Raw genomic sequence first — 25,745 nt, forward strand, 5'->3', positions numbered from 1 at the left:
CAACGTCTGCCCGTTGTGCTCACGCGAGAGGAAATCCGCTCCGTGCTGGCGCATCTGCAAGCCGTAACGCGCTGATGGCGTCATTGCTGTATGGCGCCGGGTTGCGGTTGCTGGAATGCGTTCGCCTGCGGGTGAAAGATGTCGAGCTCGACCGGCGGCAAATCGTGGTTCGGGATAGGAAAGGCGGACGGGATCGGGTGACACTGCTGCCGGAGTCGATGCGACCGTCGCTCGAAGAGCAGATCGACCGTGTTCGAGAAATCCATAATCAGGATCTAGCCGATGGCTTTGGTGCAGTTTGGCTGCCGCACGCGCTTGCGCGCAAATATCCCAATGCGCCGCGGGAGTTCGGCTGGCAGTACATGTTCCCGTCGGCGAAGCGCTCCACCGACCCGCGCTCGGGCCGCGTCGGTCGGCATCACATCGAGCCGAAATCGCTGCAGCGGGCGGTGAAACAGGCCGTGCGCGCAGCGGGCGTGTCGAAACCCGCCTCCTGTCATACGTTCCGGCACTCGTTCGCCACCCATCTACTGGAGGCGGGCTATGATATCCGCACGATTCAGGAGTTACTGGGGCACCGGGACGTGAATACCACGATGATCTATACGCACGTCGCGAACTGCGGCGGCCGGGGTGTGCGCAGTCCGCTGGATCGGTGATTCCAGAGCTGGCTGTTTTCGAGCTTCTCATGGCCGAAACTCGCGGACCACCAGCAGCGCAGCGCGTCTTACCCGATCCCATTACGGACCGGCCGCGGCGAGCCACGTGTTAAGGTGGTGCCGTTGGGGCTGGACGTGGTCGGTCGGCATAGCGATCGGTACTCATCCGGAACGGCGTCTTACGTGGGTTGTTGACCTCGTCAGCTCTTGCGGTGATGGGCGGCTGGGTGCATTCAAGGTACACTTTCGCCGAGCGTTGCAGACATCTGCAATGGATGTGGTGGGCGCGGTCTTACTGTTCCCGTTATTTAGCCATGTTGGCCGGTCAGTCGTCGCTGACCCGCTCGCGGGATGGCAAGATATGGACCCTATCCGGAATTAGATTGCAGGCTGTTTGCTATTCAGAAGCCGTGTTGCTTGCAGCGTAAACGCTTGCCGGCGGAATACACCGGCACACATGATGCAGAAAAACGCCGCGGCTGGCCGCAATTTTGAACACTATGCTAGCAGATTTATGAGGATCTATTGATATGGCACTTCCGGTATCGCTGCGCCAAATTGTGACTGAAGTCGAAGCCCTACAAGATGGCTGGACGATCTATCTCAATCGCAAAACCGGCGAGCTAATGACCATAACGGACAGGGAAGCGCGGATCGCCCTGGAGGAAGAGCAGGCGAGCGAGCTCGCCGATTGGTTGATGGAGGATTTTTTGCCAAAGGTCAAGGAAGTGGTGACCTCGGATGACTCTGTCGCTTTACCGAACAAAGCGAGCGTCGAATTCGCGCTGATGGAGAAATACTGCGCTGCGGTTGATGACCCGCAATTCCGGGAAAGTTTGCTGAACGCGGTTCGCGGCCAGGAGGCAGCGGCCCGTTTCAACGACCTGATCGAGGCCAAGAGCGCTCAGGATGAGTGGAATCAGTTCAAGGAAGAGGCGCTAAGAGATCTCATCGCCGAGTTTCTCGACTCGCACGGGATAGGCTATGTCGAGTCGAAAAGCTCCGCCTGAGCTTGGGACGAGAATCGCTTTGTTGTAGACGCCAGTGAATCAGTGCGTCGGGATCGGTGCGCGGCCCGTTCCCGGCGCCATCGAGTTAAAGCAACCGGTTGCGGGCCTTAAGATTTGCTCCAGTGCTCGCGCTGGCTGCAGCCCTGGCATTATCGAGTCACTCAATTCATCCGCCGATCGAGGGTTTCGGGTATGACGGAACGTGTTCAGGTCGGGGGATTGCAGGTGGCCAAGTCGCTGCATGATTTGGTGGCGCAAGAGCTGGCGCCCGCGCTCGGGTATGATGCAGAGGCGCTATGGACGGCCTTCGCCGGGGTGGTCGCCGAGTTGGGTCCGCGCAACCGCGAACTGCTCGCCGAGCGGGCCGAACTGCAAGCCAAGATCGATGGTTGGCACAGGGAACGCCGGGGGCGGCCGCACGACTCCGAAGCCTATAAGCAGTTTCTCGAGCAAATTGGCTATCTGCTGCCGGAAGAGGCGGATTTCCAGATCACGACCACCGATGTCGATCCGGAGATCGCGCAAGTGGCTGGACCGCAACTGGTCGTACCGGTGAACAATGCCCGCTATGCGCTCAATGCCGCCAATGCCCGCTGGGGCAGCCTTTATGACGCGCTATACGGCATCGACATTATACCGGAGACGGCCGGTGCCGAGCGTGGTACGCGCTACAATCCGCGGCGTGGTAGCCAAGTTATGGCCTATGCTGCCGATCTGCTCGATGAGATCGCGCCGCTAGCGCATGGCCGGCATCGCGATGCGCTTGGCTATGTGCTGGGTGAGGAGAGCGATGGTAAGCGGCGGCTGCTGATCAAGCTGAGCGACGGCCGTGAGACGGAATTGCGGCAGCCGCAGCAGTTCGTGGGCTATGTCGGTGGCCGCGAGCCTGAGGGCGTGCTGTTGCGCAATCACGGGTTACACCTGGAAATTTCGGTGGACCGCAGCCATCCCATAGGCCGTGAACACGCGGCCGGGGTGAAAGATATCGTTCTAGAGTCGGCGCTGACGACGATCCAGGACTGTGAAGACTCCGTCGCCGCGGTGGATGCCGCGGACAAGACGTTGGTCTACCGCAATTGGCTCGGCCTGATGAAAGGGGATCTGGAAGCCTCTGTGGAGAAATCGGGTCGGACCATTACGCGCTGCCTGCATGCGGATCGCCAGTATACGACCCCGGAAGGTGGCACGTTAGTGCTGCCTGGCCGCAGCTTGATGTTGGTGCGCAACGTCGGGCATTTAATGAGTACCGATGCCGTGCTCGACGGCAACGGCGCGGAGGTTCCCGAAGGCTTCCTCGATGCCATGCTGACTTCGCTCATCGCGCTGTATGACCTGCGGGGATTGGGTCGTTACGTCAACAGTCGAGCCGGCAGCGTGTACATCGTCAAACCCAAGATGCACGGTCCGGCCGAGGTCGCACTGAGCTGCGCGCTCTTTAGCCGGATAGAAGAGGCTCTTGGTCTGAGGTGCAACACGCTAAAGCTCGGGGTGATGGACGAGGAGCGGCGCACCACACTCAATCTCAAACAATGCATCCGCGCCGCCAGGGAGCGCCTGATCTTCATCAACACGGGGTTTCTGGATCGCACGGGGGACGAGATCCACACCAGCATGGAAGCGGGGCCCATGGTGCGTAAGGATGCTATGAAACAAACCGCTTGGCTGCGAGCCTACGAAGCTTGGAATGTGGCGGTCGGCCTGCAAGCGGGATTGCAGGGGCGGGCTCAGATCGGCAAAGGGATGTGGACCAAGCCGGATGAGATGGCGGCCATGTTGGCGACGAAGATCGAGCATCCGCTCGCCGGCGCGAATTGTGCTTGGGTACCTTCGCCTACGGCCGCAACGCTCCATGCCATTCACTATCATCGGGTCGATGTGGTTCACCGCCAGGAGATGCTAGCGGCTCGGCCGCGTCCCAACCTGGACGAGCTCCTGCTGCTCCCCCTAATGGACGGGCAGAGGCTCACAGACGCGGCGATTCAGCAGGAGCTGGATAATAACTGCCAGGGTGTCCTTGGTTATGTGGTGCGTTGGGTCGAGCAAGGAATCGGCTGTTCGAAGGTGGCCGATATCCACGACATCGGGCTGATGGAAGATCGGGCCACCTTGCGCATCTCCAGTCAGTATGTTGCCAACTGGTTATACCATGGTATTTGCTCGGAGCAGCAGGTGAGGGAGACGTTGCAGCGCATGGCGCGAGTCGTCGATCAACAAAATGCCGGGGGCTCGAACTACCGAGCCATGGCCCCGGATTTTGATAGTAGCATCGCCTTCCAGGCCGCTTGCGATTTAATCTTCCAAGGCCGAGAGCAGCCTAATGGTTACACCGAACCGCTATTGCACCGCCACCGCCGAGCGGCGAAAAAGAAATACGGCTGTTAGTCGCAGCCGGTGACGCAGGCCGGCATTATGTATGACTCGCGCGCCGCGGTGGCTTGGGTGCGGTATTCAAAGCGGTATTTAAAAAACCGTCGCTAGCATTAAAAACCAACGGGGAATCGGCTGTCCCGTTACACCTATCCAGACTATATAGATAGTGGCTGCGATGGCGGCGAGGAAAGCCCCCAAACCAAAAGATTTGAGCAAACGAGGCCCGCGTTGTTGCTGCTTTGCCATTGGTCTCTCCAGGTGGAGTAGCTGAGATATCGAATTTAATGGAAGCTATTCTACATTACCCGCACGCTTTCTCGGCATCCTTGGGGTGGACACGCTAAAGCGTAATCTCTCGCCGCGCACGCGCCTTGCCTCGAGTGAATTCGGCGCCAGGCGGCGCCGCGGCGTTCCAATATTAGATTCTAATTAGCGAAAGACCGCTGCATACGAGAAGCGGGATCAGCTCGCTTCGCTCTGCTTGGCGAGCGCTCTTATCACATAGTGCAAAATACCGCCATGCTGATAGTAATCCCATTCAGTCGGGGTATCTATGCGCACTGTTGCCTCGAATTCAGTGACCTCTCCGGTCTCGGTAACCGCTTTAACGGATACGCTCCCCGGCTCACCCGCCAGAGTGCCGATCGAAAAAATCTCCTTGCCGCACAAACCAAGCCGCTCGGCGCTCTCCTCGGGCTTGAATTGCAGGGGAAGTACGCCGAATCCCACCAAGTTGGAGCGATGGATGCGTTCGAAACTCTCGGCGATGACTGCGCGAATGCCGAGTAGCTTAGTGCCTTTAGCCGCCCAGTCGCGCGAAGAACCGGCTCCGTAGTCTTTGCCGGCGAGCACCACCAGCGGAGTCATCGTTTCTTGGTAGCGTTGCGCGGCATCGAAAATGCTCATCTGGGTATCGGATGGGAAGTGAGTGGTCCAACCACCCTCGGTATCCGGAGCGAGTTTGTTGCGCAGGCGAATGTTGGCAAAGGTGCCGCGCATCATCACCTCATGGTTGCCCCGGCGCGAACCGTAGGAATTGAAGTCCTTCGGTGCCACGCCATGTTGTTGCAGATAATGCCCGGCCGGGCTATCCGGCTTGATGGCTCCGGCCGGGGAAATATGATCGGTGGTGATGGAATCGCCCAGCATGATCAGGCAGCGTGCGGCCTCGATCTTGGGTGGGCCCGGGGGCTCTAGGCTCATGCCCTCGAAAAACGGCGGGTGCTTAACGTAGGTGGACTCCGGCCATTGATAGATTTCCCCCTCGGGGACCGGTAGCGCCTGCCAGGCCTCACTGCCGGCAAAGACATCGGCGTACTGCTCGCGGTACATGGTTGACGAAATATTGTTTCCCATGAGCTCGGTGATCTCTCTTTGGCTGGGCCAAACGTCCTTGAGATAGATCGCTTTGCCATTGCGGTCTCGACCCAGCGGCTCGCGATAGGGGTCGCTGGCCATGGAACCGAGCAATGCATAAGCGACCACCAAAGGGGGGGATGCCAGATAGTTGGCACGTACGTCCTGATGGATGCGGCCCTCGAAGTTGCGATTGCCCGAGAGGACAGATGCCACGACGAGATCGCCTTCACGGATGGCCTGAGCTATGGCCTCCGGCAAGGGGCCGGAGTTGCCGATGCAGGTCGTGCAGCCGAACCCCACCACATTGAAGCCGAGCGCTGCCAATTCACCGAGTAAGCCTGCTTTCTCCAGGTAGGCGGGGACGACTTGGGAGCCGGGAGCCAGTGAGGTTTTGACCCAGGGTTTCACCTTCAGCCCCAACGCGTTGGCCTTTTTGGCTACCAGCCCGGCGGCGATCAGTACGGCCGGATTGGATGTGTTGGTGCAGGAGGTGATGGCGGCGATGACGATTGCGCCGTGTTTGAGCAGGTGCTTCTCGGCGCCGAGCTCGATCTCGATTGCACCGGTTTCGTGCCCACCCTGCCAGCCTATAGCCGTGTCGCCACCCTCGGAGGCGAAACGTTCCTCCTCATGGTTCGCTGGCAGTGCGTGTCGGCTTTCCAAGTCCTGGCGCAGCGTTCCGAGAAAGGCCTGTCGGGCATTTGTCAGTGCAATGCGGTCCTGGGGCCGTTTGGGGCCGGCAAGGCTCGGCACCACCGCGCCGAGATCCAGGGCCAGGGTGTCGCTATAGTCGGCTTCGCGGCTGCCGGACTCACGCCATAGCCCTTGCAGCTTCGCGTAGCTTTCTACCAACGCAAGCCTTGCCGGGTCGCGTCCAGAGAGTTCGAGGTAGCGCAAGGTTTCCCGGTCGATCGGGAAAATACCGCAGGTGGCGCCATACTCTGGCGCCATGTTGGCAATGGTGGCGCGGTCGGCCAGGGGCAGGTTATCCAGGCCGTCGCCGTAGAATTCAACGAACTTGCCGACCACGCCCTTTTGGCGCAGCATCTGGGTGACGGTCAGGACCAGGTCGGTGGCGGTGGCGCCCTCGGACAATTTGCCGGTTAGCTTGAAGCCGACTACTTGGGGAAGGAGCATAGTAATGGGCTGCCCCAGCATGGCGGCCTCGGCCTCGATGCCGCCGACTCCCCAGCCGAGCACTCCTAGCCCATTGATCATGGTGGTGTGCGAGTCGGTCCCCACCAGCGTATCCGGATAGGCGAGCGTGGCTGGCGGGGTCGTTTTGGTGAATACAACCTGGGCTAAATACTCCAGATTCACTTGGTGTACGATACCCGTGCCCGGCGGCACGACTCGGAAATTGGCAAAAGCCTTCTGGCCCCAACGCAGGAATTTATAGCGCTCCTCGTTGCGTTGGAATTCGAGTTCGGTATTTTTTTTGAGCGCATTTGGCGTCGCGAAGTAGTCGACCATGACCGAGTGGTCGATGACCAGATCGGCCGGTTCCAGCGGGTTAATGAGTTTGGGCTCGCCGCCGAGGCGTTGCATGGCATCGCGCATGGCGGCCAAGTCGACGATGGCTGGCACGCCTGTGAAATCCTGCAGGACCACGCGCGCGGGGGTAAACGCGATCTGCACGCCGGGTTCGGCCATTGGCTCCCAGTTCAACAGCGCCTCGATGTCCTGTTCGGTGACGTGCCTACCATCCTCCTTACGGAGGAGGTTCTCCAGCAGGATCTTCAGGGAGTAGGGGAGGCGGTCGACGTCATATTTGCTCTTCAGCGCCTCGAAGCGATAGATCTGGTAAGGATCGCCATCTACTTCGAGGGTGGATCGGGTATTGAAACTGTTGCTCATGTTATTCCTGCTTTCTTGTCTTTGATCCCGACCGTGGCCGCCGTCGGCATTCGAATAGCTGGTATCGCTGCCACGCCCTATATTTTATAGCCATGCTGAACAGTCATGCCGAGGTTGCGCACGCTCAGACTGCAGCGCTCAGGATGTGGCAAGCTGTCGGTGGGCTTCGGCAATAAGGCGCTGACGGAAGAAGATGAGCCGCAGTCGGTTGCCACCCGCTCGGCGCCAAAGGCTGGCGGCACGGATAGCGGAGAGCAACAACGCACGGATCAGTGCCGCATTGCGTGGATCATCCAGATGCGCGCGCTCGCCACTGACGATGATGGGTGGGCGAATCGAGCTGACCGCCTCAGTATACAGCCCGCCCAGATTTCGGATTACATTATCATGCAAGAGGCCAAAGTAGGCCGCCTGTTCGGCGGCGCGGCGTACCCCTTCGGTCACTTCTCGAAAACGCCGGTGGTTGGCGGTGAGCTTGCGCTCCAGATGCAGCACCGACACCAGATAACGGGTGAGTTGCACCTCGCTGGGGTGGGTGAGGTGGTCCGCCAATAAATGCAGTCCAGGCTGCAATTGATCACGCCCACCATACAGCGCGGCGGTATCGCCCGCATAGATTCCGAGCAACGCGCGCAGGCAGGGTTCGGTGCGGCGCGGGTCGGAATGGCCGTATCTGGCGACTTGGCGTACTTGCGCCAGGGCTTGGACCATCCCGGCCAATGCGAGCACCTGTTCGCTATCAGGCGATTCCATAGCGTGTCTCATGGGTATGCCAGGGGAATGTTTGTTGGATAACTCCACCACCGATACACTCCTCGTCACAATAGAACACCACCGATTGGCCTGGTACCACCGCCCGTTGCGGCTGATCGAATACGGTGCGTGCGCAATCGGCGGTAATGGCCTCCACTACACAGCTTTGGGAGGGTTGGCGATAGCGCGTCTTGGCAAAGCAGCGCAGCGGCGTGCTGGGTGGCCGCCCGGCCACCCAGCACAGCTCGGTTGCCTCCAACCCCACGCTCATCAGCAATGGATGGTCGTGCCCTTGGGCAACGATCAGGCGATTGGCCGGCGTATCCTTGCCGACTACGTACCAAGGTTTGCCTGAGCGCCCCGCGCGCCCACCGATTTCGAGTCCTTGGCGCTGCCCGAGCGTGTAGAAACTGACTCCTTGATGCCGGCCGACGACTACTCCCTCTGGGGTCTCGATAGGCCCCGGGGTGGGTTGGATGTAGCGGCTTAAAAACGGGCGAAAAGCGCGCTCGCCAATAAAGCAGATGCCTGTGCTGTCCTTACGGTCGAAATTGTCGAAGCCGGCTTGCTCGGCTAGGGCACGCACCGTGGATTTGGCGTGTTCGCCCAGCGGGAAGGTGGCGCGTGCCAGTTGGCGCTGCCCTAAAGTGTAAAGGAAGTAGCTTTGATCCTTGTCGGCATCCTTAGCTTTGAACAGATGGTACGTGCCATGGCGCTCGATATTACGGGCGTAATGGCCGGTGGCGATGTGATCGGTGCCTAGGCGTTGCGCATAGTTGATAAAGGCGTGGAATTTGATTCGCTGGTTACACAGAATGTCCGGGTTGGGTGTGTGCCCGCGACGGTATTCACGCAAGCAGTGGTCGAACACCTCCGCACGGTATTCGTGTGCAAAGTTCGCCACATGCAGCGGGATATCGAGCTGTGCGCATACCTGTTTGGCATAGGCGAGATCTTGCTCGGCACTGCAATAGGTGGCGGTATCGTCATCCTCCCAGTTGCGCATGAACAGGCCCTGAATTGCGTGACCTTGCTCAAGGAGCAGCAGTGCGGCGACGGCGGAGTCTACGCCACCGGAGAGGCCGACGATGTAACGCGTGCGAGGGGACATTGTCAGGTCAAAGTGTCACGGCTAATAAAGGTGTATTAATGATACATCTTACATCGGGTGGTAGTATAATACAGTTTGTTGGTCGTGCCCCACTGTTTACTCCAGATCGCGAAACAGCTCCAGCGGGTAACGCCGCCCGGCAAGGTAATCCGTAGCAGACTGAAGCACCAGGGGGCTGCGTAACCACTCCACTGCAGCGGTGAGTTCGTCGCGAGTCAGCCAATGCGTGCCCAGGATGCCCTTATCCAGCGCTTGGTGTGGGTTGTGGGAAAGCGCTCGCGCAGCGAACGTCACCCGCAGGAATGTCTTGCTGTGATTCGGGTGTGGCGGCCAGCGGTAGATGCCGACTAGAGCAAGCCCCTCCACCTCCCAGCCAGTTTCTTCTCGCGTTTCACGAACCATTGCCTCGAGCAGGCTCTCACCCGGCTCAAGGTGCCCCGCCGGTTGGTTTAGAACACGGCGTCCTTCGGCGGTTTCCTCCACCATCAGGAAGCGGTTCGCGCGCTCGACTACTGCAGCGACGGTTACATGCGGTTTCCATACAGTCATTGTCAACTCCGGGCTTCATGCCTCGTCCGCTGCGATGAACACGCTCGCATTGGGATGTAGTCTCGGCGCCGAGCGGTCGGTTGGCTGTGACTCGGGGCGCATCAGCTCGATAAACCGTTTGGCCTGGAGCGAGAGGAACTTGCCGTGGCGCACCATAATGCCGTAGGTCCGTTTCGGGAACACCTCCGGTAGTGGCCGGACCGCCAGCTTCTCGAAACCGGATAGGCAGAGGTTGCTGGCAATGGCGATACCGAAACCGAGCTCTACGTAGCGCTTAATGATCTCCCAACCGCCGACCTCAAGACGCGCTTTGTAAGGAATACTGTGCTGTTGAAACACCAGATTGATCAAGCGCCATGTAGTTAAGTGCCGCGGGGGCACGATGAGCTCGCTACTGGCGAGGTCTTGCAGCGTAATGGCACGCTTGCGTGCCAATGGATGATCGAGCGGGGTGATCAGAGACAAACTGTAGCAGTAGATTGCCCGGTAGCTGATGTCCTCCGGGAGATCCAGCATGGACCCGATGGCGAAGTCCACTTCGTCATGGCGGATGGCGTGACACATCGGCTTGCCCGCCAAGTTGTGCAGTTTTACGTGCATGCCGGGGTGGAGCGTCATGAACCGACCGATCAGATCCGGCAGAAGATACAGTGCTGTGGACTCGCCGGCCGCGATGTCCAGGCGTCCTGATTGTAAGTTTTCGTTGTGAGCGGCGAAGCGCTCAGGTAGCGCATCGATTCCTTCCACCAGCGGTTGTGCCAGTTCGTAGAGTGTTTCTCCGTCCGGCGTAAGACGGATGCGTGGGCCCCGGCGCTCGAACAAGGTAATCCCCAGTTCACGCTCAAGAGCCTGAATCTGCAGAGAGACCGAGGGCTGGCTGAGGCACAGCCGTTGGGCGGCCTTTGATACGCTGCGGTACTGTGCCGTGCAGCAGAAAGCACGTAGCTGTTTAATCCTATTGTATTTATTTCCCCTTTTTGAGGCGGTGCTGAGCACGTATCATTGCCCTCATAATTATTAAATATTGCAATATTTAATTCTTGGTAAATTGGGTTGTCAAATGATTTGGTGTGGCATTAGACTGATTTACAATCGCCTGCGCGCCACTCGTGTCAACGAGCGTACGTAGTGACGAGGTGATGCGGCTGAGGCTTGATCACAGGGGGTGTGGGTGTGACTGGTAAAACCCTCGACGAACTGGGTCGCCGGTCTCGATGGGGCTGGCGGGCAAAGGGAGTATCGGTCACACCGCAGTTTGCGGGAACCGCATAAGAGCGGCGGTTGCCCGATCAGCGTGGATCTCTACCGCGTAACCCTGCGGGAGGAGTTCAAGGTGTCTGCGCCGAAGTCGGTAAGGGGGCATAGCGGCCGATCAGAATGGGCGAACTGCCCGACTGATGGAGGAAATCTCCACGCGTGACGCTTTGAATATGGGACCGCTGGCCCGCGGTTGAGCCGGCAGTACCTCTAGCCCTGAAAGGGAGGCATGAGATGCATAACGACGAAGCGGCTATAGGACAACTCAAGCGGGATTGGGCAGAGAATCGACGCTGGCGCAACATAGCGCGCGGTTATAGCGCCGAAGATGTCGCGAGGCTACGGGGGACGGTAGCTATCGAGTACACGCTGGCGCGGCGTGGTGCCGAGAAGCTCTGGCAATTGCTTCACGAGGAGCCTTTTATCAACGCCTTGGGTGCGTTGACCGGTAATCAGGCCGTGCAGCAGGTGAAAGCCGGTCTGAAAGCCATTTATCTTTCCGGTTGGCAGGTCGCGGCCGATGCCAATCTAGGCCATACCATGTATCCGGATCAATCCCTGTATCCGGTGAACTCCGTACCGACTGTGGTTCGGCAGGTTAATAATGCGCTGCTGCGCGCCGACCAGATTCATCACTGCGAAGGCGCCGGCGGCATCGACTGGATGGCCCCCATTTTAGCCGATGCTGAGGCCGGCTTCGGAGGTGTGCTCAACGCTTTCGAATTGATGCGTGGGATGATCGAAGCCGGTGCCGCGGGTGTGCATTTCGAGGACCAGTTGGCGGCGGTCAAAAAATGCGGTCACATGGGCGGCAAGGTACTGGTGCCGACCCAAGAGGCCGTCCAGAAGCTCATCGCGGCGCGGCTTATGGCGGATGTCATGGGGGTGCCGACTCTGGTGATCGCACGCACGGATGCTCTGGGGGCGAGCTTGCTTACGACCGATGCAGACGAGCGCGACAAGGCGTTCTTGACCGGTGAACGAACTAAGGAGGGTTTCTTCTGTACCGCGGCTGGTCCAGCACAGGCCATCGCTCGGGGCAAGAGCTATGCGCCCTATGCAGACCTTATCTGGTGCGAGACTGACAAGCCGGATCTGCAGTTCGCCAAGGAGTTCGCGGAGGCGATTCGCAAAGACGATCCAGACAAGCTGTTGGCTTACAATTGCTCGCCGTCATTCAATTGGCGGCAGAATTTGGACGAGACAACGATCGCTCGTTTTCAGCGCGAACTCGGTGCCATGGGCTACAAGTTTCAATTCGTCACCCTCGCTGGTTTTCATACCTTGAATTACAGCATGTTTCGCTTGGCGAAGGATTACACGGAACGGCAGATGTCGGCTTATGTGGAGTTGCAGGAAGCGGAGTTTGCCGCGGAGAGCGGCGGCTATACGGCCACCCGGCATCAACGAGAGGTGGGCGCTGGTTACTTCGACGAAGTGACGCGGGTGATTCAAGGGGGAGAATCTTCGGTCACCGCCTTGAACGGTTCCACAGAGGAGTCCCAGTTCCAGGTGGCGAAATAAGACAGCTTTGACCTGAGGGGGGCTCTGTGACCATTCGGAAACCGGGGCCAAGCGTCCCGGTTTCTGGCTTTAGCGGAAACTTGTGCGCTGCTCGTTGGATGGACTCGCGGGGTCTTTTACAATGAACATTGAGGCCCCAGATAAATGGTCTGGGTCGATAGATTGATGGTAAGGCCATGAGTCGAGACAAAGCCCCCCGACGTGAAGGCGACCTTTCCGTAAAGCAGGCGGAGCCCCAGGTCAAACGTCCACCGTTGTACCGTGTGGTGCTGCTCAACGACGACTACACTCCTATGGAGTTCGTTGTAGAGGTGTTGCAGATATTTTTCCATATGGATCGTGGCAAGGCGACTCAGATCATGCTCCACGTCCATACGCGCGGGAAGGGTGTCTGCGGCGTGTACAATCGGGACGTGGCAGAGACCAAAGTGGATCTGGTCAACGAACATGCACGCAAGAACGACCACCCCCTGATGTGCACGATGGAGCCGGTCTGAGCGTGTTGGAACTCAATTTCGTACCCGTAGTCTAATTAGAGCGGGCGCTCCGTGAACACGTTGAAACCAGGTGAAGGCGCATGCTGAGTAAAGAGCTTGAGTTTACGCTGAATCTTGCCTTTAAAGAGGCGAGGGAGAAGCACCACGAGTTTTTGACCGTGGAACACCTTTTGCTGGCACTGACGGACAATCCGGCGGCGCTAGAGGTCTTGCGTGCCTGTGGTGCAAATCTGGATCAGCTGCGCCGGGACCTGGAGAGCTTTCTGGATGAGACCACGCCGGTGCTGCCACCCAATGACAGCCGCGAAACTCAGCCGACACTGGGCTTCCAGCGCGTGTTACAACGGGCAATTTTGCACGTGCAGTCTTCAGGGAGGAAGGAAGTTACTGGAGCGAATGTGCTCGTGGCTATCTTCAGCGAGCAGGAATCGCAGGCGGTGTATTTCCTGCACAAAGAGAACATTTCTCGTTTGGATACGGTGAATTTCATCTCCCATGGGATCTCCAAGGTGCCGGGTGATGGCGATGGCACTGAACCCAGTGGAATGCCGCAGGATGACGAGGAAGCCGCTGCAGAGCCCAGTTCACGCAAGCCGCTCGAGAGCTTTGCCGCGGATCTCAACGCCAAGGCGGAGCGTGGCGAGATCGATCCCTTGATCGGTCGGCGCAACGAGATTGAGCGAACGATCCAAGTGCTTTGTCGGCGGCGCAAGAATAATCCGTTGTACGTCGGCGAGGCCGGCGTCGGCAAGACCGCGATCGCAGAGGGGCTTGCCAAGATGATCGTGGACCGGCAGGTTCCGGATGTACTCAAAGATGCCCGTATCTATTGTCTCGATCTGGGCGCTGTCGTTGCCGGGACCAAATATCGGGGCGATTTCGAAAAGCGTCTCAAGGGAGTGCTTGCACAGCTCAAGCGCGAGAAAAACGCCATTCTCTTTATCGACGAAATCCATACCGTGATCGGCGCGGGTTCGGCCTCCGGTGGCGTGATGGATGCTTCCAACCTGATCAAGCCGATGCTGGCGAGTGGCGAGCTGAAGTGCATCGGCTCGACAACCTACCAGGAATATCGTGGAGTCTTCGAGAAGGATCGGGCACTTGCGCGCCGGTTTCAGAAGATCGACGTCTCCGAGCCCACAATCGAGGAGACGGTGCTGATCTTGCGGGGGCTCAAGGAGCGTTTCGAGGCGCACCACGGGGTGCGCTACACACAGCCCGCCCTTGAGTCTGCGGCGGGGCTCGCAGCGAAGTACATCACCGATCGGCGGCTGCCGGACAAAGCCATTGACGTGATCGACGAGGCCGGCGCCAAGCTACGGTTGCTGCCGCCGTCGAAGCGGCGCAAGACGGTCAACGTCACCGACGTTGAAACCATCATCGCCAAGATGGCGCGGATACCCCCACGGCGGGTTTCCACATCGGATATGCGGCTGCTGGAGAATCTCGACCAGGATCTCAAGCGGGTTATCTTCGGCCAAGATCAGGCCATCGATACCTTATCGACGACCATCAAGATGTCACGTGCCGGATTGCGCGATACCGAGAAGCCGGTAGGGTGTTTTCTGTTCGCAGGGCCTACAGGTGTGGGTAAGACCGAGGTGACGCGCCAGTTGGCCGAGGTCATGGGAGTTCAGTTGCTTCGCTTCGATATGTCTGAGTATATGGAGCGGCACACCGTTTCGAGGCTGATCGGCGCACCGCCTGGTTACGTCGGTTTCGACCAAGGCGGGTTGCTTACCGAGGAGGTGATCAAACATCCCCATTCGGTGGTGTTGCTCGATGAGATCGAAAAGGCGCATGCCGATGTATTCAACCTGCTCCTGCAAGTTATGGATCATGGGGCGCTGACGGACAACAACGGCCGGCAAGCCGATTTCCGCAACGTCATTCTGGTGATGACAACCAATGCCGGTGCGCAGGAGCAGAGTCGGCGCTCGATCGGATTTACCGCGCAGGACCACTCATCGGATAGCATGGAGATCATTCGGCGGATATTCGCTCCGGAGTTTCGCAACCGGTTGGATGCCATCATACAGTTCAATGCATTGGCTCCAGCGGTGGTCGAGCGTGTTGCGGACAAATTCCTGCGCGAGCTGCGCCACCAGCTGGCTGAGAAGAAAGTCACCCTTGACGTCAGCGATTCGGCCCGGTATTGGCTGGCCGAGCATGGCTATGATCCGAAGATGGGTGCTCGGCCCATGGCTCGGCTCATCCAGGATCGGATCAAGCGGCCATTGGCGGACGAACTGCTCTTCGGGCGACTGGCGAGCGGCGGTCACGTCGTCGTGGATGTCGAGGACGATGAGCTCACCTTCGCTATCAACGAGCCCGATGTGGTGACTTGACCTGGAACTGCCAGGGAGGGCGGTTTGTTGATGATCAGCATGCGCTCGAATTTTGGAATGCAAGGGCTTAACGTGCGCGATAAACGATGCGCCCTTTGCTCAGATCGTAGGGCGTGAGTTCGACGGTCACCTTATCACCGCGCAGGATACGGATATAATGCTTACGCATTTTGCCCGAGATGCGTGCGGTCACCAGATGGCCATTTTCGAGTTCGACCCGGAACATTGTGTTGGGTAGGACCTCCACTATAGTCCCCTGCATTCGAACGTGGTCTTCTTTGGTCATTCAGCCCTCTCGTATTGTTGTCTGGATTTCCGATTTGTGTGGGCAGGCGGTTGTTGGGTAAGCATGAGCAGATTTTGCCGCCAGCGGAACATTTTGCCGTACCTTGGTACGGTTCGGCGCCTGTTACCACGGCTGGTCTGTGGGGTAGGGCCGAGGCGAGATTCTAGCGGAGCCGGCGCCGCTAACCAACTCCTGCCGGCGATTAAACTCACTTTACCGAGACCCAGCCTGTGGGTGTCAGCACTTCATGGGGGCGAAACTCGCTCTTGTACCACATGCGCGCGCAGCCCGCGATCCAATAGCCGAGGTAAAGATAATCATAGCCGCGGCGGCGAGTTTCCGTGATCGCCCGTAGGATAGACAAAGTGCCTAGACTGCGCTCGGGAAGCTCGGGTTCATAGAACGTATACACGGCTGATAAGGCGTTGCCGAGATCGTCCACAACAGCGACCGCCAACAGCCGGTTGTTCTCGCGCAGTTCCAGCAACTCGGTGTTACACCAGCTGCGCGTCAGGAAGCTTTGATAATTCTCGGGCGTTGGGTTGGCCATGCTGCTATCCGGATGGCGGGCCGCCAGGTAGCGGCAGTAGAGCGCGAAATGCGCATCGCGATAGCGGGGGGCGACGGAGTCGAGGCGAACGTCGATATTGCACCGCAGGCACCGCTGGTGTCGGCGACGGGCACGGAATTGAGTCACCGGAATACGCAGCGATTGGCAGGCGCTGCAGCGGGGGCAGCGAGGTCGATAGAGGTAATAGCCGCTGCGGCGGAAGCCTTGTTCGATCAGTTCGGCATAGAGGGCCGTATTGAGCGGGGTGCCTGGTTCAATGAAAGTCGTACGCGCGCTGCGCCCGGCGATATAAGGACACGCGTGCTCTGGTGTTGCCAGCACGGTGAGCCGCCGCGTGCGAGCCTGGTCCAATTGGCTCATGGTTTGTCCTCTGTGATCTTATGTTTGATCCACGTAAGTGGATCAAACTGCGCGCTGAACTCCCAGGGACCCAAGCGAGTGGGATATGCTAACGCCGCGTCGAGCTCACGGATGAACCGACACCGCGAGATTTCGACACCTCCCAAGGCATGCAAGTGAGGGGTCGGCAGCTGACAGTCGATGAAGTGGAACGACCATGCATCGAGCTGGGCCGCTAGCCAGGCCAACGCGATCTTGCTGGCATCGGTGGCGCGACTGAACATCGATTCACCGAAAAAGGCGGCGCCTAAAGACACCCCGTAGAGCCCGCCAACCAAGAGTCCGGCGCGCCAGACCTCCACCGAATGGGCAATGCCGCGTCGGTGCAGCTCCCAATAAGCCGCCCTGATCTCAGGGGTGATCCAGGTGCCTGCTTGGCCTTGCCGGGGTGTCGAGCAGGCTTCGATAACGGCTTGGAAGCATTGGTCCATGGTGAGCTGATAGTCCTGCTGTCGCAGGCGTTTACGAAGACTTCGCGAAGCATGTAAGCTCCGCGGGTAGATAATGAGGCGGGGGTCGGGACTCCACCATAGGACCGGTTGCTCCTCGGAGAACCACGGGAAAATACCGCAGCGATAGGCTCTTTCCAAACGCTCCGGCGATAGCGGTCCGCCTATGGCCACTAGCCCGTTAGGCTCCCGCAGCGCCGTCTCGACGTTGGGGAAAGGGCTGGTGTGGTCATCCGGAGCAATCCACGGAATGTGCGACATGGTCCAAGTGTTCGCTCCCTGCTGAGATTTTGTCGTATGGGTCGGGCCTTCGCAAGACCGGCTATTCCGAGGCCGCAGGCGAGGCCAAATAAAAGGCACCCTCATTTTGACATGAGTTGATGCGTTGGTCTGGCGGCACGGTAGTCGGGGCTCAATGGCCGCTACGGGTTCGACGAGACGATTCGCTCCAACGCATCCAGGCGAAATGGGCCGGCCTGGGTTCGCTCGCGAATGTAGTCCTCGATAGCGGCCCGTTCCTGGCGCAAAAACTCGTCCACGGCAAGCCGAAAACGCCGATCCAGCAGGTGGTGACAGGAGTAAGTGGGCGTTGGGAGAAAACCCCGCGCCACCTTATGCTCGCCTTGGGCGCCGGATTCGAAGCGGCGCAAACCCTCGCGAATGCAATAGTCGATGCCCTGGTAGTAACAGGTTTCGAAGTGCAAGCCATCGTGCATTTCGCCATTGTCGCCCCAGTAGCGCCCATAGAGTGTGGTATCGCTGCGCAGATAAAGTGCGGCGGCGATGGTGCTTCCTCGCGCACGCGCCTCCACCAGGACCACACGGGATCGTAGACGCTCGCCGAGCTCGCGGAAAAAATCCAAGCTGAGTAAAGGAATATTGCCATGGGCGTGAAAGGTATTGACATAGAAACGGTGAAAGCTATGCCATAGGTCGGCTGGAATTTCGTGGCCCGCATGCGTGCGGAATTCGATGCCCATCTCTCTAACCCGTCGGCGCTCGCGCCGGATGCTTTTGCGTTTCTTCGACGAGAGTTCGGCGAGGAATGCTTCGAAGCTTTCGTATCCTGCATTGTTCCAATGATATTGGTAGCCGAGGCGAATGCTGTAACCTGCGGCGGCAAGGGTGTAGGCCGTCTCCTGCTCCACGAAGAGCCAGTGAGTCGAGCTCAGCGCCTTGTGCCGGATGAGCTCTTGCGCCTGCGCGGCGAATTCGCTCACCACCGCCATCCGATCCAGTCCTGGGCGCACCAAGACGCGGGGGCCGGTGACCGGAGTGTAGGGCACCGCGCTGACCAGCTTTGGGTAGTATTCCATGCCATGACGGTCATAGGCGTCTGCCCAGGCAAAGTCGAACACGAATTCACCCCATGAATGCAGTTTTTGATACCCCGGGGACGCGGCTGCCAGGCCGTGTTCGTCATAAAGAGCAAGATGATTCGGAATCCATCCGGTTCGGTGCGAGACCGCCCCGTGATGCTCCAGCGCGGCAAGGAATTCGTGACTCAGGAATGGATTGGCGGTGCCGGCAAGGGAATTCCATTCGGGCGCTGGGATCGTTTCGAGCGAGTGCAGAATTTTGAGCTTCATGGCTGTGCACGGTGCGGCATCGACGAGACTTTAGCGGTGGCCGGTGACTACGAGCTACTATGGGCGAAACTGGCTATGGATGAAACCGATAATGCCGTAGGGGGCGCGGCCAGGCTGATGCTCTTGCTGAGGCGTACCGATGGACGCAACCGCGGTACGCTCGCCGTGGGTTGCCTTCGTGCCGGACAAACCGCTTTTGCCGCTTATGTATAATCCTTTTCCGCAGTGTGTGCCCGCGTTCGGGGTTGCTTCATTGCATATGTTTCATTATTCATAGCAAGTTAGAATGTGTTTTTAAGTGCAATTCTCAGCCAGGATGGCCACCATGGTGTCAAAACAGGAGTCCAACAATCCGCCGTATCAGTTCGCGCAGCAAATCGGCCACGGGTTGCGGGAGGCTGCGTTGCTCGTTCTGCTTGCCGTTGCCGGTTTTCTGCTGCTGGCGCTGGTGAGCTATGATCCGGCCGATCCGGGTTGGAGTTACAGTGCGGCCACCCGAACCATCCACAACCGTGGCGGCGTGGTGGGTGCCTATTTTGCGGATTTCACGCTTTATCTGCTCGGTTATCTGGCCTATCTCATACCGGTGCTGATCGCACTGCTGGCTTGGCTGATCTACCGCTGGCAGAAGGAAAACGGCCACATCCGCTGGGATGTTTTTGCATTGCGCGTATTCGGGTTCGTAATCACCGTGGTCTCGGGTGCGGTTCTGGCGAGCCTGCATTTCGCGCCGCTACCGGCAACGTTGCCGCTGAGCTCGGGGGGGATTCTCGGTAACTTGGTCGGCGGCTGGTTGGAAGCCAATTTCAGTTTTGTTGGCGCGACCCTGTTGGCTTTGGCGGTGTTTCTCGCCGGAATGACCGTATTCAGCGGATTGTCCTGGATTCAGCTTATGGACTTCACCGGGCGGCTGACGTTGCGCCTGCTCCAGCGCGGGGCAATGGCCGTGGGGCGTTATCGCAATACCAAAGCGGAGCAGCCGCATGTCCTGCGGCCGGCCGCCCCGGCGTCGGGGCGGCCGGCGCGCAAGTCGGGTAAGCTTGGCAAGGAACGCCAGGCGCCACGTATAGAACCGGTGCTCGAGCCGTTCAAGCAAGAGGCGCGTAGCCGACGGGAGCGGCAGATGCCGTTATCCGAGGAGGTGCAGCCAGGCAGTCTGCCACCGATCAGCCTCCTCGATTCCCCCAGAGAGCAGCCGCCAGGCTACAGCCGTGAGGTGCTTGAATCGATGTCCCGGCGGGTCGAGCACAAACTGCGTGACTTCGGGGTAGAGGTGAGCGTGGTCGCTGTGCAGCCGGGGCCGGTCATCACCCGCTTCGAGCTGCAGCCGGCGCCTGGAGTGAAGGTAAGTCAGATCTCGAATCTGGCCAAAGATCTGGCCCGGGCATTATCGGTGACCAGCGTTCGCGTAGTCGAGGTGATTCCCGGTAAGTCAGTGGTCGGGATGGAGATTCCGAACGAGCACCGGCAGCTGATTACGCTGGCCGAGGTCATCGAGCCCGCCCTCAACGAGTCCTCGGCCGCGCCATTGAGCCTCGCCATAGGCAAGGACATCGGTGGTCATCCAGTGATCGTGGATTTAGCCAAAATGCCGCATTTGCTCGTGGCGGGAACGACCGGTTCCGGTAAATCGGTCGGCGTTAACACGATGATCCTGAGCCTGCTCTACCGCAACCGGCCCGAGACTGTGCGGGCGATCATGATCGATCCGAAGATGCTGGAACTCTCTATCTACGATGGGATACCGCATCTGCTTGCACCGGTGGTCACCGACATGAAAGAGGCCGCCAATGCGTTGCGCTGGTGCGTGGCCGAAATGGAGCGCCGCTATCGTTTGATGGCCACGCTCGGCGTACGCAACGTGACTGGCTGCAACCGCAAGATTCGCGAGGCCATCGAACACGGCGAGCCTATCCGTGACCCGGTGTGGTCCCCACCGGAGCCGCTCGTGGTGGGTGAGCCCATCGAGCACGCGGAGCCACCCCTGCTCGAGCCAATGCCTTACATTGTCGTGTTGGTGGACGAATTCGCCGATATGATGATGATGGTCGGTAAAAAAGTGGAAGAGCTCATCGCCCGTTTGGCGCAAAAGGCGCGCGCCGCCGGTATTCACCTCATTTTGGCCACGCAAAGGCCGTCTGTGGACGTAATCACTGGTTTGATCAAAGCCAACATCCCTACTCGTATGGCCTTTCAGGTCTCCTCCAAGGTCGATTCGCGTACCATTCTCGATCAGATGGGCGCCGAGGCGCTATTGGGTCATGGCGATATGCTCTATCTCGGTCCCAGCAGCCGTGGGGTTCCGGAGCGCGTGCACGGCGCTTTCGCTTCCGACGCCGAGGTGCACCGAGTCGTGGAATATCTTAAATGCGCCGGCGAGCCCGAGTACATCGACGCGATTCTGGAGGAGCCGGGCGCCTTGGCACCCGCGATCCCCGGTCTCGCCTCACCAAGCGATGCGGGTGAGAGCGATCCGCTCTACGATCAGGCCGTGCGGGTGGTTACGGAGACACGCCGTGCTTCGATCTCCGGGGTACAGCGTCGTCTCAAGATCGGTTATAACCGAGCGGCGCGATTGGTCGAGGAGATGGAGTCGGCGGGCATCGTTGGACCCTTGCAGTCAAACGGTGCGCGCGAAATATTGGCTCCGCCGCCACCCGAGTGAAGTCGTGTTAATCTCAGGCCCCTGACGCTCGGGGAGCGTCCACAGAAGAGCCCATCCGGCATCTGGAGGTTGTGTGCGTATCCACCGAGTTATTCTGCCATTACTTCTCATGTTGCCGTGGGAACCCGGCGCTGCAATAGACGCCATACAGGCGTTGCAGCAATACTACGATTCCGTGCACACCCTGACCGGCCGTTTCGTTCAGGAAACCCGTGCTGAAGACGGTAGCCGGATTGATGCCTCCTCCGGTGCGTTTGCCCTGGCCCGGCCGAACCGTTTCGATTGGCTCTATGAGAAGCCCTATCGGCAGCGAATCGTCGCCGATGGCAAACGGTTGTGGGTCTATGACGTGGAGCTGCGGCAGGCCACCGCCCGATCACTCGACGAGGTTCTGGGTGTGGGGCCGGCATTGCTGCTCAGCGGCCGTTTCTCGGACCTGCAGCGGAGTTTCGAACTGAAGGATCTCGGCGCCGGCTGGATTCGCTTGCGGCCCAAGACCGGTCAGTGGGATTTTCAGCGGCTGCGGCTACATATGGCGCAAGGCGTGCCGGACGTCATCGAGCTCGACAACGGGCTTGACCAGAAAACGCGGTTAGGGCTGCGTGATTTGCAACGCAATCCGCGACTTGACCCGCAGCGTTTTCAGTTCACCCCGCCGGAAGGAGTGGACGTTCTTGGCCTAGGCCTCAAGGCCGCAACGCCGCGATGATTGATTGGACACGACCGCTGGCGGATCGCATGCGCCCGCGGCTACTAACGGAGTTCGTGGGGCAATCGCACTTGCTGGATGCAGGCAAACCCTTGCGTGAGGTCATCGAGGCGGGGCGGCCGCATTCCATGGTGTTCTGGGGGCCACCCGGAACCGGTAAGACCACTCTGGCACGGCTTATCGCCGAGGCCACCGAGGCCGAGTTCCTGGCTCTGTCGGCGGTTATGGCGGGAGTCAAGGAGATCCGTCAGGCGAGCGCTACTGGGCAAGCGAATCGGGCGCGCGGGCGCCAGACGATCCTGTTCGTGGACGAGGTCCATCGCTTCAATAAAGCTCAGCAGGATGCTTTCCTACCCTTCATCGAGGACGGCACGGTCGTTTTTATCGGTGCCACCACCGAAAACCCGTCCTTCGAGCTCAACAATGCGCTGCTCTCACGGCTGCGCACCTACGTGCTGCGGCCGCTGGGTGAGGCGGCGCTGGCCCGGATCATCGACTGTGCGCTAGAGGACAGTGAGCGCGGCCTTGGCACCAAGCAGCTTGCGCTCAGCGAGCAAGCCCGATCGCTGCTGATCCAAGCGGCGGACGGCGATGCGCGGAGCGCGCTCAGCCTGCTCGAAGTGGCGGCGGATCTAAGCGCCGCGGAGGCACGGATCGACATCGATTTGATTCGTGCGGCGGCCGCTGGCGGCCGCGCGCGCTTCGACAAGCGCGGCGAGGCGTTCTATGATGAAATTTCCGCTTTGCACAAAGCCGTTCGAGGCTCGGCACCCGATGCGGCGCTGTATTGGTTGTGCCGTATGCTAGCCGGGGGATGCGATCCGCTCTATCTTGCCCGCCGGCTGTTGCGGATGGCCTCCGAGGATATCGGCAATGCCGATCCGCGGGGGCTGCAAGTCGCATTGAACGCCTGGCAGGCTCAGGAACGACTGGGTAGCCCGGAGGGGGAGCTGGCGATTGCCCAGGCCGTGGTCTATCTCGCCAGCGTGCCCAAGAGTGATGCGGTTTATCGCGCCTATCGGCTCGCCGCGGAAGATGTCCGTAGTCACGGAAGTTTGGAGGTGCCGTTGGCGTTGCGCAATGCGCCGACGCGGCTGCTGCGGGAACTCGGTTATGGGCGCGGCTACCGTTATGCGCATGATGAGCCGGAGGGCTATGCGGCAGGGGCCGAATATTTTCCTGCGGAGCTAATCGGCACGCGCTACTATCATCCCGCCGACCGTGGGCTGGAGCGCCAGATTGGTGAGCGCCTGCGCCGGCTGCGCGAACTCGATCGTGCGACCCGTGCGAAGGAAGACGACTGACCACGGCCAATTCATGACAAGCTAATCAGCCTACTCGAGTACTCACTGCAGGTGACGCGCCTTATACGGGTGCGTTATCGAGCGCTCGCTAAACACTCGAAGAGACGGATGGATGCTGGACCCCAAAGAGCTGCGGAACAATCGTGAGGCGCTTGCCGGGCAGTTGCGCCGGCGCGGCTTTGAACTCGATACGGCGCGCTACGGCGAGTTGGAGGAGCGCCGTCGCCAGCTACAAATGGACACGCAGGCGTTGCAGAACGAGCGCAATCGCCAGTCTAGGGCGATTGGTCAAGCCAAGGCGGCTGGCGAGGACATCGAGCCACTGCTCGCGGAGGTGGCGCAGCTCGGTGAACGGCTTGGCGCCGCTAATAAGGCGTTGCACGCAATCCAAGTCGAGTTGCATCGGTTGCAGCTCGAGATCCCCAATGTGCCACACGCAAGCGTACCGGACGGCGCTGATGAGACGGACAATATCGAGATCCGCCGCTGGGGTGATCAGCCCACCTTCGATTATGCGCCTCGTGATCATGTCGAACTGGGTGCGCTGAGCCGTGAGATGGATTTCGAAGCGGGTGCCAAGCTTGCCACGGCGCGGTTCGTGGTGCTGCGCGGCCGGTTCGCGCAGCTGCACCGGGCGTTGACCCAGCTCATGCTGGATTTGCACACGCAGGAGCATGGCTACGAGGAAGTGCACGTTCCATACTTAGTGAATCCGCAGACCATGCAAGGCACCGGACAGCTGCCGAAGTTCGAGGAGGATCTGTTCCGGGTCGCTGCCGAGAATCCGCTTTTTCTGATCCCGACCGCCGAAGTGCCAGTGACAAACCTGGTGCGCGAGTGCATCGTCGAAGCCGACGTTCTGCCGTTGCGCTTCGTTTGCCACACGCCGTGTTTTCGCTCCGAGGCGGGTTCTTACGGCAAAGATACCCGGGGCATGATCCGCTTGCACCAATTCGACAAGGTGGAACTGGTGCAGGTGGTGCGGTCCGAGGCCTCTTACGGCGCACTCGAAGAGCTCACGAGTCACGCCGAGAAGGTGCTGCAGTTGCTGGGCCTGCCGTATCGGGTTGTCGCCTTGTGTGCTGGCGATATGGGCTTCGCGGCGGCGAAGACCTACGATTTGGAGGTTTGGCTGCCGGGTCAGCAACGCTACCGTGAGATCTCCTCCTGCAGCAACTGCGAAGCATTCCAAGCCCGCCGTATGCAGGCGCGCTGGCGCAATCCCGAGACCGGCCGTCCCGAGCCGGTGCACACGTTGAACGGCTCCGGCCTGGCGATCGGCCGCTGCCTAGTGGCGGTGCTGGAGAACTATCAGGAAGCTGACGGCCGAGTGCGGGTTCCTGCGGCCTTGCAACCGTACCTTGGGGGAAGGGTCTATCTCGACGACTAGTCGAGTCCGAGCGGCCGCTTGAGGGCCGTGCTTGCGCCAAGTCGTCAGCGCATCTCCAACTGAGGCTGGAACTCGCGAATGAATTGCTCCCGTTCCTCCGTAGTCCGAGCCGCGATTGCACGCTCGACGACGCTATGCGTAAGGTGGGGGGCGAAAGCCTCTATGAAATCGAACATATAGCCGCGCAGGTACATGCCGCGGCGAAAACCGATGCTGGTAATGCTAGGCTCGAACAAATGGCTCGCATCGAGGGCGGTCAGGCCCGTATCGCGCTCGGGGTTGAAGGCCATAGTCGCTATGATACCGACACCAAGGCCCAGCTCGACATAGGTTTTGATCACCTCGGAGTCCGTAGCGGTAAAGACCACCTCGGGATTGAGTCCGGCGGTGGCGAAGGCCTTATCCAACTTCGAGCGTCCGGTGAAGCCGAATACATAGGTGACAATCGGATAGCGAGCCACGGTCTCCAGGGTCAACGGCTGCTCGTTGCACAGAGAATGTTCCGCTGGGACGATAATGCTCCGATTCCACCGGTAACACGGCATCATGACCAGATCCTCGAACAGTTCGAGGGCCTCGGTCGCGATGGCGAAGTCCACCGAACCGCGCGCCGCCATCTCCGCGATTTGCAAGGGCGTGCCCTGATGCATATGCAAGCTGACGTTCGGGTAGCGGGTTCGGAACGCACCCACGACCAACGGTAAAGTATGGCGCGCCTGGGTGTGGGTGGTCGCGATGGACAGACTGCCCCGCGATTCGCTCACATGCTCCTGGGCTATGGCCTTAATGTTCTGCACCTCGCCCAGGATGCGTTGGGCAACCGCCAGCACCTCCTCGCCGGCCGGTGTCACGTGGGTCAGATGTTTACCGCTGCGGCTGAAGATCTGTACCCCGAGCTCTTCCTCGAGCATGCGGATTTGTTTGCTGACACCGGGCTGAGAAGTGTAGAGCGCCTCTGCAGCGGCGGAAACATTGAGTCCACGGCGGGCCACCTCGCAAATATAGCGCAGTTGATTGAGCTTCACGGCTTGCCTTTCTAATAATCTATTAGCCTATAAATGAAAAAATATCCTTTTTGTAAATAGAGCG

The 25,745-nt window shown here is 59.5% G+C and carries 21 protein-coding genes; 11 read left to right on the forward strand and 10 right to left on the reverse strand.

All coding sequences use genetic code 11. The annotated features are described in order from the left end of the window. Nucleotides 1-74 precede the first annotated feature (74 nt). The 3 genes from NB231_RS00060 to NB231_RS00070 all read left to right on the forward strand — a co-directional run bounded on the left by NB231_RS00060 (nucleotide 75) and on the right by NB231_RS00070 (nucleotide 4,051). Complete coding sequence (locus NB231_RS00060; protein WP_004998506.1) at nucleotides 75-659, forward strand: integron integrase; 585 nt, start codon at nucleotides 75-77, stop codon at nucleotides 657-659. Nucleotides 660-1,189: 530 nt separating this feature from the next. Further along, on the forward strand, nucleotides 1,190-1,669 hold the full coding sequence (locus NB231_RS00065) for a UPF0158 family protein (protein WP_004998508.1): 480 nt from the start codon (nucleotides 1,190-1,192) through the stop codon (nucleotides 1,667-1,669). Between the two features lie 192 nt (nucleotides 1,670-1,861). Continuing rightward, complete coding sequence (locus NB231_RS00070) at nucleotides 1,862-4,051, forward strand: malate synthase G (protein WP_004998509.1); 2,190 nt, start codon at nucleotides 1,862-1,864, stop codon at nucleotides 4,049-4,051. Nucleotides 4,052-4,501: 450 nt separating this feature from the next. Here NB231_RS00070 and acnA read toward each other — a convergent pair whose 3' ends face one another. From acnA to NB231_RS00095, 5 genes are all read right to left on the reverse strand, one after another. Continuing rightward, nucleotides 4,502-7,255, reverse strand: coding sequence for an aconitate hydratase AcnA (acnA, locus tag NB231_RS00075; RefSeq protein WP_004998512.1), 2,754 nt, complete (start codon nucleotides 7,253-7,255; stop codon nucleotides 4,502-4,504). Nucleotides 7,256-7,393: 138 nt separating this feature from the next. Continuing rightward, nucleotides 7,394-8,008: a high frequency lysogenization protein HflD gene (gene hflD, locus NB231_RS00080; protein WP_004998513.1), complete on the reverse strand. Its 615-nt coding sequence runs from the start codon at nucleotides 8,006-8,008 to the stop codon at nucleotides 7,394-7,396. Beyond that, nucleotides 7,995-9,119 (reverse strand): tRNA 2-thiouridine(34) synthase MnmA, encoded by a 1,125-nt coding sequence (gene mnmA / locus NB231_RS00085; protein ID WP_004998515.1) that lies wholly within the window; start codon nucleotides 9,117-9,119, stop codon nucleotides 7,995-7,997. The genes hflD and mnmA overlap by 14 nt, the downstream gene beginning before the upstream one ends. A 96-nt stretch (nucleotides 9,120-9,215) precedes the next feature. Beyond that, nucleotides 9,216-9,668 carry an NUDIX hydrolase gene (locus NB231_RS00090; RefSeq protein WP_004998517.1) on the reverse strand — a complete coding sequence of 151 codons (453 nt, stop codon included), beginning with the start codon at nucleotides 9,666-9,668 and terminating at the stop codon, nucleotides 9,216-9,218. A gap of 15 nt (nucleotides 9,669-9,683) precedes the next feature. Then, on the reverse strand, nucleotides 9,684-10,664 hold the full coding sequence (locus NB231_RS00095; protein ID WP_004998518.1) for a LysR family transcriptional regulator: 981 nt from the start codon (nucleotides 10,662-10,664) through the stop codon (nucleotides 9,684-9,686). Nucleotides 10,665-11,159: 495 nt separating this feature from the next. On the opposite strand from NB231_RS00095, the gene aceA reads away from it, so the two are divergent. The 3 genes from aceA to clpA all read left to right on the forward strand — a co-directional run bounded on the left by aceA (nucleotide 11,160) and on the right by clpA (nucleotide 15,294). Next, complete coding sequence (gene aceA / locus NB231_RS00100; protein WP_004998521.1) at nucleotides 11,160-12,449, forward strand: isocitrate lyase; 1,290 nt, start codon at nucleotides 11,160-11,162, stop codon at nucleotides 12,447-12,449. 176 nt (nucleotides 12,450-12,625) lie between these two features. Further along, nucleotides 12,626-12,946, forward strand: coding sequence for an ATP-dependent Clp protease adapter ClpS (gene clpS, locus NB231_RS00105; protein ID WP_004998522.1), 321 nt, complete (start codon nucleotides 12,626-12,628; stop codon nucleotides 12,944-12,946). A gap of 80 nt (nucleotides 12,947-13,026) precedes the next feature. Next, nucleotides 13,027-15,294, forward strand: coding sequence for an ATP-dependent Clp protease ATP-binding subunit ClpA (gene clpA, locus NB231_RS00110; protein ID WP_004998523.1), 2,268 nt, complete (start codon nucleotides 13,027-13,029; stop codon nucleotides 15,292-15,294). Between the two features lie 67 nt (nucleotides 15,295-15,361). Here the strand turns inward: clpA and infA are convergent, their stop codons facing one another. The 4 genes from infA to NB231_RS00130 form a co-directional block, all read right to left on the reverse strand. Next, nucleotides 15,362-15,580: a translation initiation factor IF-1 gene (gene infA / locus NB231_RS00115; protein WP_004998524.1), complete on the reverse strand. Its 219-nt coding sequence runs from the start codon at nucleotides 15,578-15,580 to the stop codon at nucleotides 15,362-15,364. Between the two features lie 208 nt (nucleotides 15,581-15,788). Beyond that, nucleotides 15,789-16,511 carry an arginyltransferase gene (locus NB231_RS00120; RefSeq protein ID WP_004998525.1) on the reverse strand — a complete coding sequence of 241 codons (723 nt, stop codon included), beginning with the start codon at nucleotides 16,509-16,511 and terminating at the stop codon, nucleotides 15,789-15,791. Continuing rightward, nucleotides 16,508-17,260 (reverse strand): leucyl/phenylalanyl-tRNA--protein transferase, encoded by a 753-nt coding sequence (gene aat, locus NB231_RS00125; RefSeq protein ID WP_004998527.1) that lies wholly within the window; start codon nucleotides 17,258-17,260, stop codon nucleotides 16,508-16,510. The genes NB231_RS00120 and aat overlap by 4 nt, the downstream gene beginning before the upstream one ends. A gap of 161 nt (nucleotides 17,261-17,421) precedes the next feature. Then, nucleotides 17,422-18,588 (reverse strand): GNAT family N-acetyltransferase, encoded by a 1,167-nt coding sequence (locus tag NB231_RS00130; RefSeq protein WP_040661427.1) that lies wholly within the window; start codon nucleotides 18,586-18,588, stop codon nucleotides 17,422-17,424. Between NB231_RS00130 and NB231_RS18165 the strand changes: the two genes are divergently transcribed. From NB231_RS18165 to serS, 5 genes are all read left to right on the forward strand, one after another. Continuing rightward, on the forward strand, nucleotides 18,568-18,801 hold the full coding sequence (locus tag NB231_RS18165) for a hypothetical protein (RefSeq protein WP_156776843.1): 234 nt from the start codon (nucleotides 18,568-18,570) through the stop codon (nucleotides 18,799-18,801). The genes NB231_RS00130 and NB231_RS18165 overlap by 21 nt on opposite strands. Before the next feature lie 103 nt (nucleotides 18,802-18,904). Further along, nucleotides 18,905-21,253: a DNA translocase FtsK gene (locus NB231_RS00135; protein WP_004998532.1), complete on the forward strand. Its 2,349-nt coding sequence runs from the start codon at nucleotides 18,905-18,907 to the stop codon at nucleotides 21,251-21,253. 109 nt (nucleotides 21,254-21,362) lie between these two features. Beyond that, nucleotides 21,363-21,962, forward strand: coding sequence for an outer membrane lipoprotein chaperone LolA (gene lolA / locus NB231_RS00140; RefSeq protein ID WP_004998535.1), 600 nt, complete (start codon nucleotides 21,363-21,365; stop codon nucleotides 21,960-21,962). Further along, nucleotides 21,959-23,266, forward strand: a complete 1,308-nt coding sequence (locus NB231_RS00145) for a replication-associated recombination protein A (protein ID WP_004998537.1) — start codon at nucleotides 21,959-21,961, stop codon at nucleotides 23,264-23,266. The genes lolA and NB231_RS00145 overlap by 4 nt, the downstream gene beginning before the upstream one ends. Before the next feature lie 112 nt (nucleotides 23,267-23,378). Continuing rightward, nucleotides 23,379-24,656: a serine--tRNA ligase gene (gene serS / locus NB231_RS00150; RefSeq protein WP_004998540.1), complete on the forward strand. Its 1,278-nt coding sequence runs from the start codon at nucleotides 23,379-23,381 to the stop codon at nucleotides 24,654-24,656. A gap of 44 nt (nucleotides 24,657-24,700) precedes the next feature. Here serS and cysB read toward each other — a convergent pair whose 3' ends face one another. After that, a complete protein-coding gene (gene cysB, locus NB231_RS00155) occupies nucleotides 24,701-25,681 on the reverse strand; it encodes an HTH-type transcriptional regulator CysB (protein ID WP_004998542.1) in 981 nt (326 codons plus the stop codon). Nucleotides 25,682-25,745: the final 64 nt, after the last annotated feature.

Origin of the sequence: Nitrococcus mobilis Nb-231 (assembly GCF_000153205.1) — a bacterium.
Lineage (GTDB): Bacteria > Pseudomonadota > Gammaproteobacteria > Nitrococcales > Nitrococcaceae > Nitrococcus > Nitrococcus mobilis.